This is a genomic window from Flavobacterium pectinovorum (assembly GCF_022802975.1).
GTDB lineage: Bacteria > Bacteroidota > Bacteroidia > Flavobacteriales > Flavobacteriaceae > Flavobacterium > Flavobacterium pectinovorum_B.
Genome location: NZ_JAFEVZ010000006.1, coordinates 182,333 through 196,552 on the forward strand (window position 1 = coordinate 182,333; position 14,220 = coordinate 196,552).

A 14,220-nucleotide genomic window follows, 5' to 3' on the forward strand; every position below is an offset into this window, starting at 1 on the left:
CTAATAAATAACAAATTATTGAATAATCGAACACAGGTTAAGAACTTAAAACCTATACTTTCTTAGACTTCCAAATAAAACCATCGAGCAAATAATGTGTAAACTGAGGTACACTCAACAGCGGAACCAGCACAAACTGCCAGCCCGAGAAATCAAAATTACTGACGGAAATATTTTCATTCCACACAAAAAACTCCCAAAGAAATTCTTCTGAAAAAGCAATTATCAATAAAATCAGTCCATAAATAAATACGGCATTGTAATTTTTTAAGAAACCAAAAACTCCTGAACCGTTATCAACTTTGCTTTCAACTTCTCTAAAATAAACCAACGCCATATACGGAATTCCATGTGAGACTACATTCAGCAAAGTAAAAACAAGGTCATCATTAAAATAGACTATTCCGAAATACCACGACAATGCTGTTCCCAAAATAATACTGTTTTTCGGAACATTAAAAAAGTTGTTTTTAACTGAAATAATCGCAGTTCGAGCCATATACAACAACAAAATACCAATGTAAATCCAAAACAGGATTTCTAATAAAGTCTGATTCTCAAAATGAAAAAACTCATCTTCAACAAACCAGTTAAATTTTCTGTTGGGAGATAAAAACCAAAATAGCATTGGGTAAACGGTTGCCGCATAAATTGCCAGATTATCGATTGTAACAGAAACCTTTGTTTTTTCTTCGTTACGGGCATACAACCGCATAAAACCGTATTGCTGTCTGATGAAATGAAAGACGGCAACATAAGCCAGAAAAGACCAAAAAACCAGACTTCCAAAAGAAAACAAAATCATGCTTATCACAAAACAAACAATCGGCAGGAGAATTAGTAATTTCTTCTTTTTCTGAAATTCATCTGCAACAAAATACGTTTTAAACAAAGTCGCATAAACATGAGCTACATCGATAAAAACAATTAGAAAAAGCCAGGTATAAAAAGAATAATCATTTTCGATTTCAGTCATGTAATCCTGAAACATAAAAATGATTGCCAGCACAAAAAATGACGGCCCAATGATAAACAGTACATCTGTTTTGGCTCTATGAATCCAGGGCTGCATCATTTAAAATTTGGTTTACAGCATTAATTCCCTGATGAAAAGCTTCTTCAAAAATAGAGATTCCGGACAGGTCGGTGTGCGCAAAAAAGATTCGGTTTTCGATGTTTTTTGCGGCATTCTCTTTGGCTTTGCCAAAAATAAAATCAGGCACAGGTGAAATCATTCCATGACCTAAAATAAAAACTTCCATTTCTTCAGTATATTCTTCGATATCCGGATGTGCAATTTTCAGATCATCAAAAACAACCTGTTTCCAGTATTCTTTGTCTTTTTTATAGATTTCTTTTCGGGTTTTCTTCAAATCACCTGATGAAAAACTATAATAATAGGTAATTACCTTTTTCTCCTGAACCTGATTCAGCGTTTGGTGCTGTGCATACACATAACCCAAGCCTTTCGCATCATAAATCACATTATCCCACGAAAGCGGAAAACTGAAATTGTCCGGCAAATCATTTACGGTTAAAGTCGCCAAAAGCCAGGGCGTATAATGAAATGCTTTTGTAAATTCTTTACGGTTTTTTATCAAATACTGATTGACAAACTGCGGTGTTGCCATAATAACTTTCTCTGCGATTATTTCTATCGAAACTTTTTTAACATCATCAAATGCTTTGGCAACCACTTTATTGTTTTCGACTTTTACCTCATAAACCAAATGGTTTTTCAGGGTTTTCTTCTCAGTATATTTTTTAAGATGACTGGCTAATCTGGCATTACCTTCCGGCCATGTTAAAACGCTTTCATTTTTATCGGTAACCGAATCCTGTTTTCTTCCGGCGAAATAATGAATCCCGGCCCAGGCAGAAACGAATTCAATTCCTAATCCAAAATCATCTTTGCAGCAATAATCGATATAATTGAATAAAGGTTTTGATCTGAAATTATTGTTTTCAAACCATTTTTTCATCGTAATTTTATCTAAATCCCTTGTGCTTTTATCTGCCGAAGAGAGGCGAATCGGAAGATCAAATAAGTATTTCAGGTCTACTCCTTTCGCTGTTCTGAATGCATCCATTTCTTTAAAGAATCGTATAAATTCCTTATCATCTTCAACCGAATTTCCTTCTTTTGGAACCACGCCATCCTGCCAGTTATTTTTGTAAAATAGTCTTTCGTCAGGCGCAAAAGTCAATTGTAGTTCGTCGAAAACCGGAAGCCCTTTTTCGTTATAACCAAGAATTATTTTTTCTTCTTCCAGAAAATGCAGCAGTTCTTTATCTTCAAAGTTGGGAAGAGGCAAATAATGTGCTCCCAATGGATATTTTGAATATTTATTTTGACCGTTTGAGGAATTTCCTCCCAGATGATCTGCCATTTCAAGGAGCAAAAAATCTGAAATCCCTTTTTTATGAAACTGGCGGGCTGCACTCAAACCCGAAATACCTCCTCCAATAATCAAATATGGAATCTGAATTTGCGCTGTCGGCTTAGGGAAATCCTTAATCCATAGCCGATGCCCCAAAAGATGGTTGGTCCCTGATAACCGAATCATCAGAATAGCTATTTTATCGGAACAAAACTGCAAAAACGGAATTAAAAGCAATGAAGCTCCAATTCCTTTTACGAAATTTCGTCTTCCCTTATTGCAGTTTTCCCCATTCTTCATCAAAATAGCGCACTAAAATCTGGTTATCCAAACGATTGATTTCTATTTGGTTTGAAATCATATCGTTGGTAAAATAATTGAATCGGTCGAACTGATAATTGTAGAATTTCAGACCCTGAACTTGTCTTTTTACATCGTTAAAAGTGGTTCCGAAGCCGTTTATGGCAATCGTATACCCCCATTCTCCAAACGATGGCACATAGGCATGATACGCATCAACCTGCGGAAAAACCTGCATTACGGTTTTATTGATACACCAAAATGACTTTGGCGCAAAATATGGCGAAGTAGTCTGAATTACAACTGCAGCATCAGGCTGTAAAATGGTTTTTATAGTTTGATAAAAGTTCAAAGAATACAATTTCCCTAAACTGTAATTCGAAGGATCCGGAAAATCGATAATGACAACATCAAACTTTTCTTTACAGCTTTTTGCCCAAATATATGCATCTGTATTGATTACGGTAACCTTCGGATTATTCAATGCGTTTTTATTGAATCCTTTTAATACCGTATTGGTTTTAAAAAGTTTTGTCATTCCTTCATCCAAATCGACCAGAATCACTTTTTGAACCTCTTTGTATTTCAATATTTCACGAACGGCCAAACCATCTCCACCGCCTAAAACCAAAACGTTTTTTATATTTTTGGCAATCGACATGGCGGGATGCACCAAAGCTTCATGATAACGGTATTCATCAGCAGAACTAAACTGCAGATTGTTGTTTAAATATAATCTGTAATCGCTTTTGTTATGCGTTAAAACAATTCGCTGATACGGAGTTGTATTCGTATAAATAATATTTTCTCCATACAATTTGCCTTCAGAATAAGCCAGAATCGAATCTGAAAAAACAAAAACGGTCAATAAAACCAGAAATGAAAATAGGGCTTTTACCCTTAAGAAATAAGGCTTTTTTAGTTCGTTCTTCAAAAGAAAACATAAAACAATGGCGATACTGACATTGATCATTCCGAAGAAAAGCGACGTTCCCATGATGCCTAATTTTGGTACTAAAACCAACGGAAACAATATCGATGCCAGCAAGGCTCCAATATAATCAAACGTAAAAACATTCGAAACCAGATCTTTGAATTCGACCCGATCTTTTAAAATATTCATTAAAAGCGGAATCTCCAATCCGACCAGAAAACCGGTTACAAAAACAAATAAATACAAGATAAACTGAAAAGATGCGACGCTTTCGAACAGTAAAAACAAAACTACCGAACTCAATCCGCCGATCAGTCCCACCAATATTTCGATCTCAACAAAAGTGTTGAGCAGATTTTTATGGAAAAACTTTGAAAAAAAGGAACCAATACCCATCGAAAACAGGTAAACTCCAATAATAAATGAAAATTGTTTTACGGAATCGCCCAATAAATAACTCGCCAGTGTTCCGGCAACCAATTCGTAAATTAGTCCGCAGGTGGCGATTATAAATACGGCAAACAGTAAAAGAAATTCAAACCTAAGAAACTTTTTACCCATGAATTGCGGCACTAATAATCATTGAAAGTCCAATGATAAAAGCTGCCAGAACAATCGCTACAGCAACATTATTTTTTTCCACAACTTCTTTCCATGTGCTTTCCGGAGTCAGTTTTTCGATGATAAAATATCCTATTAATAAAATAACTATTCCTAAAAAAGAATAAATGATCGAATTAATTATGGGTTGTGCGTGAATATATTCCATATTGTTAAATTTTACTTGTGATAAAAACGGTTATAAGATGTACGGCTTCCTGTTGACTTGTAACTTTCAGTAGATTCGCAGTCGCAAATTCGGTTTCCGGCGACAGCAAAATAAATATAAACTCCAAAACAAAAAAATCCAATTGCCAATGGAGCCCAGTTATTGGTAAAGAAATCCGAAATTCTTTTCATATATTGATATTTATTGTTTTTTATCGGTCATATGTAATTCGCATATCATCATTGGTTTTTGCGACCAATTTTCGGTCATGCTCATTTCATATTAACTTATTCGTATGTGGAGTACGAGCTGTCTGCCCATCTCTCTTTTTCAAATTGATTTTTAAAAAAACGTATAATAAAGTAAATAACAATCATCCCGATAACCACTAACCATACATTTCGGCTCGATGGTTCGTTCCAGATCACATTTACGTGCATTTCATTATTATTAACATCTTCAGGAGCCTTCATTGGCGTTATCAAAAGATGGTATTTTCCAGCTTTTACCCCGCAAATATTAAACTCTTCAGAACTACTTCCTTCTGTCCAGGATTCCCCATCAGAATAGCCGTGATAATACTCTATGTCTTTATTGGCATAAATTTCATCATTGGTATCTTCATTCACTAATGCAACATTGAGATTGGCCCATGAATTATCAACGCTTGTTGAAACTTTGATTGTTAACGGAGCCGAACCGCCCTTTAAAACAAAAGCATCACTTGTAACCTCTTTGTTGTCGAATTCACTAAATTTTATTGTTTTCGAAAAAACATGCTGCTGAAACTGATCTTTATAAATATACCAGTTAGAAGTAATAATCAGTAAAGCAAAAAGGCAGAAAATAACAGCTGTATTTCTAAGATCAAAACGATATGGCTGAATCATATTTACGCCAGACTGATACGGCATTATGATATTCTTAAACGCTTTTTTTATCTCACTTTTTTTGATGTATTCTCCATAAAAAGCTGTTTCTACTTTGTTCATTCTTTCAACAGAAATCATAAAAGGCGGCTTTATGTATTCTACCAAATGAATCAGCTGATTCACCGGAAGCTCAAAATCAAAAAATCCCTGTGCATTTATAATTTCGGCATCTGAATATTCATAAATATCGTAATCTTCATTTTCATGTTCCAGCGCCAAAGGATGAGATTTTACGCCAAATGTTTCTTCCATTTCAGTCAGTAAAATCCAATGGCCGTTCGAAAGCGATAAATAAAGGAACTCTTTGGCTTCATTTTGCAGAATAAACTCTGTCCATCTATAATTTGGATGAACGTTTTTAACCAAAATACCGGTCACCTTATATGCACTGCCTTTCAAAAAACCAACATCTCCAATCGCCAATGGAAAGTCATTTTCTGAAACTTTATATTTAGATTTTCTCCGAAAACTGCCTTCATTATCACTAACGTATAAACTCTGACATTTCGGGCAGACAAAATTGAGCACTTCAAAACCAACTTCTAATTCGGTTTCTGTATTACAATCGTAACAAGGAATCTTCATATATTATCGGTTAATTTCAAAATCCTTACTAATTTTCGCTTCAAAATAAGTAATATAATCGGCCACTACGCTGCGAACCTTATGCGAATTATCCTGAAGATAATTACACAAATAAACGTCCAAAGTAAGCTGATTGTATTCTGGCCAGGTGTGGATACAAATATGCGATTCTTTCAGGCAGAACGAAATTGTAAAGCTGTTGTTTTCAAAATCATGCACCACTACTCCAACCTTCTCCAAACCGTACTTCTCTAAAATTAAATTGGTCACAGCAACAAACCCCTCACTATCAGTTAGCTTTGAAATTTTATCGACATGTAAAGTAACCAGTTTGTGAAGTCCCGGCGAATAAGGAGGTAAATCCATTCAATTATTTATATAACTCAGGCGCCAAATATATAATAATTTCTCTAATAAAATAATGTGAAAATGTATTTTCGAAATCATTTATCGATTCACAAATCGGGGCTAATAATTGAGTTTTTTTGAATTTTCAGGCAGCAGAAATTTAGTTTTCAAAACACCTTTAGTCCCGCTATCCATTTTATCTTTTGTGGTCTCGTTAAAAAAAACGAGACCACAAAAGGATATCATTCCTATCGGGGCTGATTTAGAAATTCTATTCATTAATTTTCAACTAATTGTTTATACTTTTAATGATATACCAAAAAAAACTCCCATCATCGACGGGAGTTTTTAGAATTAAAAATGAAATCGTTTGTAATTAGTTTCTTTCAAATACTAAATAGTCTGATGGGCCATCATCATCTATATCAGCAACTTCAACCTTTGTATCACTAATACTAATAATATCCCAATCTTCGTTAAGAATTCTAAAACTTTGTGGGTTAGCAAAATAAAGATTCAGATCCAGATCAGTATCCGGCGGCGTATCACGCTCATCATCTGATGTAACCGACCATGATCCTGAATAGCTTTGGTCATTTCCGTTTACAGCTAATACATTTCCATTGCTAAAAGTAAAGTTATAACCGGCAAAATCGGCAGTTTTGTTAACTCCGCGATCTTCAAATTTTGTAACTCTCCAGGTACCAACTGAAAGAACAGAAGTTGCAGGCGTAGGATCTGTATTAAGTGATTTGTCATCGTCATTGTCACAAGAAGTGGTTAAAACACTTACGGCTAAAAGGGCTAATGCAAAAATTTTTTTTGTCATGATAAAATAATTTAAATTTAATATTCTGTTTTTTTTTTAAATTCACAAAGGCTGTTTCATTGCCTTTGCATGCTTCTGTATCTATAACCCCTGGCTTATTCGCATCCCTACCAAAAAATATTATTTTTTTTTCATCGGTAATAAAAATCGTTACGAAAGCCTTTTAAATAGTGGAAATCTCTTTAGACTTATCAGGCAAATTAATTATTGAATTCGTTTTATTAAACAAAGCTATTCAGCGTTCCCTTATCTTTGCAGCTCAATTTAACACCCAATTTATACCAGCATCCCGACCCAGAAATATTTATTTTATTTTTCAGGTAGGGATTTTATCAGACCAGGGGTTACACCTATATCTAAGGTTACATTTATGTCTAAAAAAGAAATTTACAATACCTGCAGCGAAAATCATTTTTCCCTATTTTTTAAAAGCCACGAAAAAGCGCTCCGTAATTTTCTATACTATAAATTTGGCAACGAAGAACAGGCGTATGATACTGCGCAGGAAGCTTTCATCAAATTATGGCAAAACTGCAGCAGTGTTCCATGGGAAAAGGCAAAATCTTATCTCTACACGGTAGCATTTAACAAATCGCTAAAAGTAGTCGCCCATCAAAAAGTTGTTCTTAACTATGTGCAGCAATCACAGCCTGTTACAGCTACAAATGAAAGCCCTGAATTTGTACTGGAAGAAGAGCAATTCAGACAAAAACTGTTAAAAGCAATTGATGATCTTAACGAAACACAAAAAGTAGCGTTTTTAATGCACCGTATTGATAAGATTCCTCAAAAAGAAATTGCAGCCGCATTAGGAATTAGCGTAAAAGCAGTAGAAAAAAGGCTTCATCTGGCTATGCTTGCCTTAAAGAAAAACATAGAAAATTTCAGGTAACTGAAAACAAAAAATAGTACGTTATGAAAGAGGATCATTATTTATCACGTTTGCTCAGCAATGATTTGTCTGAAGAAGAAAAACAGGCTTTGGGCAAAGATATTGACTGGCAAATGTTTGAAAAAATAAAAGAACATTCTGCTCAGTTGAATGTATCGCAAAAAGAAGCCGGCAATATGCTGCAGACCGTTTTAGCGGCGCCTAAAAAGAAATCATTGTTCCAAACGCATTCTTTTCAATGGATGTCAGCAGCGGCAATGCTATTATTATTCACCGGAATTGGATTTTTATTCTTAAAAGATTCCAAAACATCCATTTATGCAGCCAGAGGAACAGAGAAAGCATTTTTATTGCCCGACGGATCTCAGGTCAGCCTGAATTCTGATTCGGAAATCAATTTTGACAAATCAGACTGGGAAGAAAACCGTACGCTTAGTCTAACGGGGGAAGCCTATTTTAAAGTTATAAAAGGGAGTAAATTCAGTGTCATAACACCAAACGGAATGGTTCAGGTTTTAGGGACACAATTTAATGTGCGGTCACGCAGCCAGAGAATGGATGTAGCCTGTTACGAAGGGAGAGTAAGGGTTAGCGAAGAAAATAAGGAAGAAATAGTAACCCCTGGCAAAATAGTTACCATAAATAAAGGCAGCTGGCTTGTAAACAAAGTAAATGTAAGCCAGCCTGAATGGACAGCCAATCAAATTGTTTTTCGTGCTGATTTGTTCAATGAAGTTACTGCTGAATTAGAACGCAAATATAATGTTACAATTAAAGCAAATAAAGTGCACACCAACAAAGAATATACTGGAACTGTACCCGCAGATAATTTAGATATAGCCCTCCAGATTATTGAAGAGACCTTTAACCTTAAGAGAACCCAACTCGCAGATGGCAGTTATGAATTAATGAATAAGTAAAAATTGTCTAAAAAAGCTTTATTATTATGTGTCTTATTTTTAACCTGTTGGATATCAAATGCCCAGCAGGACAGGACTCGCATATCTTTACGCGAAGCTTTACAATCTATTGAGTCCAGATACCATATAAAGTTTAATTATATTGAGCACGATATTGCAAATGCAACGGTTACTGCTATCCCTCAGGGCAGTACACAGGAAATCATTGCCAAACTTGCCTTAGAAACAGGCCTTGTTTTTAATCGCATTTCTGATCATTATATTGTTATCAAACCGGCAAAGGTCAAATCTTCACAATTGTGCGGCCTTTTATTAGATGCCGATACAAAAGAACCCATTCCCTTTGCTACGATAGCATTAGGGCCGAAACAATCCACACAATCAGATGCAGAGGGTCGTTTTTGTTTCTTTAGTTCCAATGACAAAAACCTGCACATCTCGCATGTAGGTTACAATGATAAAACCGTAGCGATAAGCAACTTTGCAAAAGAAGGAACAACTACAATTGAACTGTCTGTTCATATCGCCCAGCTCTCTGAAGTACAGATTATGCATTTATTAACACGCGGTATTAAAAAAGATGGAGATGGAAGCTACAAAATCGAATCTAAAAATACCGGGATACTTCCGGGCATGACAGAACCGGATGTGTTTCAGACCATTCAGCAATTACCCGGTGCCGTAAGCCTTGACGAAACCGTTTCCAACATCAGTTTCCGCGGAGGCACACACGACCAGAACCTGTTTCTTTGGAATGGTATACGATTGTACCAGACAGGACATTTTTTTGGTCTAATCTCTGCCTTAAATCCGAATCTTTCGCAGTCCTTTACTGTCTATAAAAATGCAAGTCCTGCTCAATACGGACAGGCAGTATCCGGCACCGTAATTATAGAAACACTGCCTGAATCAGGCGATTTCTACGAAAGTTCCTTAGGTATCAATATGCTGAATATCGATTTCAATACTTCATTTAAAACTTCCGAAAAGGCAGACTGGCAATTTAGCGCCCGAAGATCCATAACCGATTATTTTGCTTCGCCCACATATAAGAGTTATTTTAAACGTATTTTCCAGAATACTAAAATCACCAACTTGTTTATTGATGAGGATATCGATTATAAAAGTTCCGAGGATTTCTATTTCTATGACATTACCGGTCAGTACAGGCAAAAAATAGGCAAGCGTTCCGAACTTCGGATAAATTCCATCCTAATCTCCAACGAACTTAACGTTAACCAAAGTATTGCAGACAATAATGGGCCTATCAATGAAAAAAGCAAACTGGACCAGCAGACAATAGCCGGAAATGCCAGTTTTTCTACCAAATGGGAATCGGGCGATGCAACTGAATTAACATTGCATTACACCAATTACAGCATTGATTCACGTGATATGTTTATAGAAAGCAACCGAATTCTTAAACAGGAGAATAGAATACTGGATAAAGGTCTCGGAATACATCACAGCATTGCAGGAAGCAAAAATTTCTCACTTCAGCTGGGCTATCAGCTTAATCACACCAATATTGACAACACCAATAACGATAATACTTTTAAACTTCAAAACAGTAAGGAACATCTCCTCTCCCACGCTGTTTATGCTCAGGCTGATACCAACTATAAGCAATTTTTCCTGACTGCCGGGATCCGACAAAATTATTTTCAAACCCTTAATACCTTTCGCACAGAACCCCGTTTTTTAATACGTTACAATCTTACTGAAGATTTTGCATTGGAATTACAGGGCGAAATGAAAAGCCAGACGACACAACAGATTGTTGATTTTCAGGAAAACTTCTTTGGTCTGGAAAAAAGAAGATGGACACTTTCTAACGGCGATAATCTTCCGGTTACCAAAAGTTCACAGCTCTCCTTTGCAGCACACTTCCAAAAACGTAAATGGCTGTTTACTGCAGAACCGTTTATTAAAAAAGTAAGCGGAATCAATAGCATAAGCCAGGGATTTCAGGGAGAGTTTGAGTTTGCCAATACTTTGGGAAAATATACCGTTTATGGACTCGAAACGCTGGTACAAAAACAATGGCGCAATTTTACCGGATGGGTAACCTACCAGTACAACAATAATGAATATGAATTTGACCGCCTGCATGATCAGGATTTTACAAGCAATCAGGAAGTTCCACATGCGGTTAGAAGTGGATTTATTTACGACAACAAACGCTGGCAATTTGCCTTAGGAGGAAGCTGGATGTCAGGCAGATTCTACACTCAGCCTGCTTCCCGTGTTCCGGAATTTGATGAAAACCAAAATCCAATGATTGTATACCGAAACCCAAACAGCAGCCAGCTCAATGACTATTTACAGCTCAATGCCTCAATAAGTTTCACCAGTAAACTATCCGATAAAATGAAATACAAAGCTGGAATTTCTGTACAAAACCTTCTTGATTCATCAGAAACTATAAACCGAAGCTACCGAATCAATTCACAAAACTCAACCATTGAAGAGGTAAATATCAATGCTCTGGAAAATACATTTAATGCTTTTGTACGGGTTTACTTTTTGTAGTTTCGATGATTGACAAATTGTTTCATCTTTAAAAGCTGTTTGAAATTTTAAGTCATTACTGATTTATAATTTCGCTCAATCTCTTTTATTTCTTCTTCAGTCAAAACTGAAAATTCTTTTTCAATCGCTCTTTTAGAAAGTTTTCCATCATTTTGTTCTAAAAACCGAATCAGTAATGCAACTGTATTATCAGGCATTTGAAAAACATCATCCAGATAATTTTTCATTTCGTCATACTTTTGAAGATACGTTACTTCCTGTGGAATCACATTTTCAATCGTATCATTTACACAATCGTATAAAAACTCCGCTTGCTTTGTGGCATCAAAATAACGGTAGAAATCGATTGTTTCATTTAAAACTTCAACATTGTTCGATTTTGTCTTTTCCCACTCTATAAAATCAAGCAAAGGGTGAGAATAGGATTCTAACACTTTACGATAATCATCAATATGATTTAAGATAGAAGCCGAAACAGGAAAAATAATACCCTGATGTGTAAACTTCATTTTAGATAAAATATGATGAATTAAATAGCGATGAATTCTTCCGTTTCCATCGACATAAGGATGAATAAACACAAAACCAAAGGCGATTACTGAAGCAGACAAAACGGGATCAAAATTAGCCTCTTCCAGTTTTTTATACGCAGCAATCAGTCCGTCAATAAGTTTTTCTATATCTTCCTTTTTGGCTGAAATATGCTCCGGAATAGGTTCACCGGTTGTACGTTCGTGCTCGCCTACAAAACCGCCTTCTTTTCTAAAACCCATTTCTATAAAACGGCTGTTTTCGATTACGATTTGCTGTAACCGAATAAGTTCTTCCTTGTCTAAAGATTTTGAACCTGCCTGACCAATGGCTTTTCCCCAACGTACAGCACGATTTGTTGTTGGATTTTCGCCTTCGATTGTAAAAGAGGCTTTTGAATCTTTCAGCAATAAAAAAGCCGAAGCCCTTTGCAAAACATCTTTATGAAAAGCTTTTAAATAAGTATCTTTTTTTTGAGAAAGGTTCTCTTCGATGTAATTTTTGAGTTTGTCTGTTTTAAATACTAATGGACAAAAATCAACCGTTCCGGGTAAATTATTTTTAATTCGATGACGACTGGAATTAACAGAAATTGATACCCCAAACTGAATATCCTCATCTATTAATGGAATAAAGTTTTTTATCGTCAGGTCTGGAATATCCAGCTGTTCCTGCATAAGCCATTCATACAAAAACCAAATTTTTCGACTGTATTGTCCCGTTGGTTCGCTTTGGATGATACTTGTTATTTCTTCTTTTGAAATTTTTTCAAACAATTTTTTAAAGAACAACAGGTTTATCCCTTCATATTTCAAAGCAAAAACCAGATGATGAAATAATGTTTCTTTTGGATGGTGTCTTGGTGTAAAGATTAACCAGTTTTCTGTACTGTATCGTTTATGTTTTTTACTAATGATCGCCAATTTATCAGGTATTGGTATACTTAACTGCAATGCATTTATTATGGCACCGTATCCTGCTAATGTAGCGGGTTCCGGGGTTATTTTGCCATTAAACACCGTTATATCTTTAGAAAAAACTACCATATTTGTACAAACATTTTATAAATAATTTCTTCAAATATATGAAAAATAGGTTGTTTATTCGAAAAATAGGTTCTTTTTATCTTAAAACATGAAATATAGGTTTTTATTTTTTTAGAATTTCTGAATAATAGGTTAAAACTATGAATAACGGGTTTTATTACTGTCTTTAAGAGAAAAACAGGTTTTCGAGGTTTTATAAAAACAAGACGTATTTCATAAAAAATAAACGCAAAATACCATTTTACAATAAAACCACACGCTTTTTCGCGTTTAGAAATTTAATCAAACACTAAATTATCTTCCTGATTATTTTTAAGAAGCAGAAAATCCGTTTTCAAAATACGCTTAGTCCCGCTATCCATTTTATCTTTTGTAGCTTCCGATAGCTATCGGGACCGCCACAAAAGGATATCATTTCTATCGGGGCTGGGTTAGAGGTTTTTCAATTTACAAAATGTATTTTTTCTGGTTTTGGAGGTGGTGGCGGAGGTATAAGATATCCTAAATCTCCAAAATCCACAGCTTTCTTTGTTGGGAGAAATTTCAAATTAGCTTTTATTTTCCCTAATGAATCTATAAATGTTTTGAGTTCTTTTGGAATTACATTACCATATAAAAAAATCCTTTTATGCTTGTCTTCTCTAGAAATATTCAAAAGATAACCTGTACCATCACACAAATTTTCTTGTGCATACTCATTATCAAACTTTGTAAAAATTTATTCCATTAAATAATTTACTAAGCTTTTCTCTTTCTGTTGACTTAAGGATTGCATAAGAGTTTTCAATTGGTTCAGGATATCTTTTCTGAAAATAAATGGTATCACTTTTTGTAAATTTCAGAGAATTGATATGATGCAAACCAGCAGAAGAAATAACGAAATTATCAAAAGGAAATGACTTCACCTCTTCTTTTTTAGAGCAGGAAATTAATATTAACAGAAAACTTAAAAGTATAATTTGGTTTTTCATCATATTAAATTATAAAAATAATACGTATTCATTTTTTATAGGTTATAAAATTAAAACAAAAATCCCCCAATCTCAATAAATGAAATTGCGGGATTTTATTTTGCAGAGAGGAAGGGATTCGAACCCTCGATACAGTTACCCATATACTAGCTTTCCAGGCTAGCTCCTTCAACCACTCGGACACCTCTCTATTTTGGTTTGCAAATAACATGAAAAAAAATGAGTTAGAAAAGCATTTTTTATAAAATCC

12 protein-coding genes and 1 tRNA gene are annotated in these 14,220 nt (G+C 35.0%); 3 read left to right on the plus strand and 10 right to left on the minus strand.

Annotated elements, in window-relative coordinates; translation table 11 throughout:
- Nucleotides 1-52 precede the first annotated feature (52 nt).
- The 8 genes from FLV_RS10825 to FLV_RS10860 all read right to left on the minus strand — a co-directional run bounded on the left by FLV_RS10825 (nucleotide 53) and on the right by FLV_RS10860 (nucleotide 7,078).
- Complete coding sequence (locus FLV_RS10825) at nucleotides 53-1,075, minus strand: hypothetical protein (RefSeq protein WP_243233778.1); 1,023 nt, start codon at nucleotides 1,073-1,075, stop codon at nucleotides 53-55.
- The gene (locus FLV_RS10830; RefSeq protein ID WP_243233779.1) at nucleotides 1,053-2,681 is read right to left on the minus strand and encodes an NAD(P)/FAD-dependent oxidoreductase; all 1,629 of its coding nucleotides are present in this window, start codon (nucleotides 2,679-2,681) and stop codon (nucleotides 1,053-1,055) included. Before FLV_RS10830 ends, FLV_RS10825 begins: the two co-directional genes overlap by 23 nt.
- On the minus strand, nucleotides 2,656-4,176 hold the full coding sequence (locus FLV_RS10835; protein WP_243233780.1) for a polyamine aminopropyltransferase: 1,521 nt from the start codon (nucleotides 4,174-4,176) through the stop codon (nucleotides 2,656-2,658). Before FLV_RS10835 ends, FLV_RS10830 begins: the two co-directional genes overlap by 26 nt.
- Nucleotides 4,169-4,384, minus strand: a complete 216-nt coding sequence (locus FLV_RS10840) for a DUF350 domain-containing protein (protein ID WP_243233781.1) — start codon at nucleotides 4,382-4,384, stop codon at nucleotides 4,169-4,171. The genes FLV_RS10835 and FLV_RS10840 overlap by 8 nt, the downstream gene beginning before the upstream one ends.
- Before the next feature lie 11 nt (nucleotides 4,385-4,395).
- The gene (locus FLV_RS10845) at nucleotides 4,396-4,575 is read right to left on the minus strand and encodes a hypothetical protein (protein WP_243233782.1); all 180 of its coding nucleotides are present in this window, start codon (nucleotides 4,573-4,575) and stop codon (nucleotides 4,396-4,398) included.
- Between the two features lie 96 nt (nucleotides 4,576-4,671).
- Nucleotides 4,672-5,901 carry a DUF4178 domain-containing protein gene (locus FLV_RS10850; RefSeq protein WP_243233783.1) on the minus strand — a complete coding sequence of 410 codons (1,230 nt, stop codon included), beginning with the start codon at nucleotides 5,899-5,901 and terminating at the stop codon, nucleotides 4,672-4,674.
- A 3-nt stretch (nucleotides 5,902-5,904) separates the two neighbouring features.
- Nucleotides 5,905-6,267, minus strand: a complete 363-nt coding sequence (locus FLV_RS10855) for an S-adenosylmethionine decarboxylase family protein (RefSeq protein WP_243233784.1) — start codon at nucleotides 6,265-6,267, stop codon at nucleotides 5,905-5,907.
- Nucleotides 6,268-6,625: 358 nt separating this feature from the next.
- A complete protein-coding gene (locus tag FLV_RS10860; protein WP_243233785.1) occupies nucleotides 6,626-7,078 on the minus strand; it encodes a hypothetical protein in 453 nt (150 codons plus the stop codon).
- Nucleotides 7,079-7,448: 370 nt separating this feature from the next.
- On the opposite strand from FLV_RS10860, the gene FLV_RS10865 reads away from it, so the two are divergent.
- Genes FLV_RS10865 through FLV_RS10875 form a run of 3 tightly spaced genes read left to right on the plus strand, consistent with a single transcriptional unit; the run spans nucleotide 7,449 to nucleotide 11,422 of the window.
- Nucleotides 7,449-7,970, plus strand: coding sequence for an RNA polymerase sigma factor (locus FLV_RS10865; RefSeq protein ID WP_243233786.1), 522 nt, complete (start codon nucleotides 7,449-7,451; stop codon nucleotides 7,968-7,970).
- A gap of 23 nt (nucleotides 7,971-7,993) precedes the next feature.
- Nucleotides 7,994-8,890 (plus strand): FecR family protein, encoded by an 897-nt coding sequence (locus tag FLV_RS10870; protein ID WP_243233787.1) that lies wholly within the window; start codon nucleotides 7,994-7,996, stop codon nucleotides 8,888-8,890.
- Between the two features lie 3 nt (nucleotides 8,891-8,893).
- Nucleotides 8,894-11,422, plus strand: a complete 2,529-nt coding sequence (locus FLV_RS10875; RefSeq protein ID WP_243233788.1) for a carboxypeptidase-like regulatory domain-containing protein — start codon at nucleotides 8,894-8,896, stop codon at nucleotides 11,420-11,422.
- Nucleotides 11,423-11,469: 47 nt separating this feature from the next.
- On the opposite strand, the gene FLV_RS10880 is transcribed toward FLV_RS10875, so the two are convergent.
- Together FLV_RS10880 and FLV_RS10885 are read right to left on the minus strand one after the other, a co-directional pair.
- Nucleotides 11,470-12,999 (minus strand): Fic family protein, encoded by a 1,530-nt coding sequence (locus tag FLV_RS10880; RefSeq protein ID WP_243233789.1) that lies wholly within the window; start codon nucleotides 12,997-12,999, stop codon nucleotides 11,470-11,472.
- 1,074 nt (nucleotides 13,000-14,073) lie between these two features.
- Nucleotides 14,074-14,160 (minus strand) — tRNA-Ser (locus FLV_RS10885).
- Between the last annotated feature and the right edge of the window lie 60 nt (nucleotides 14,161-14,220).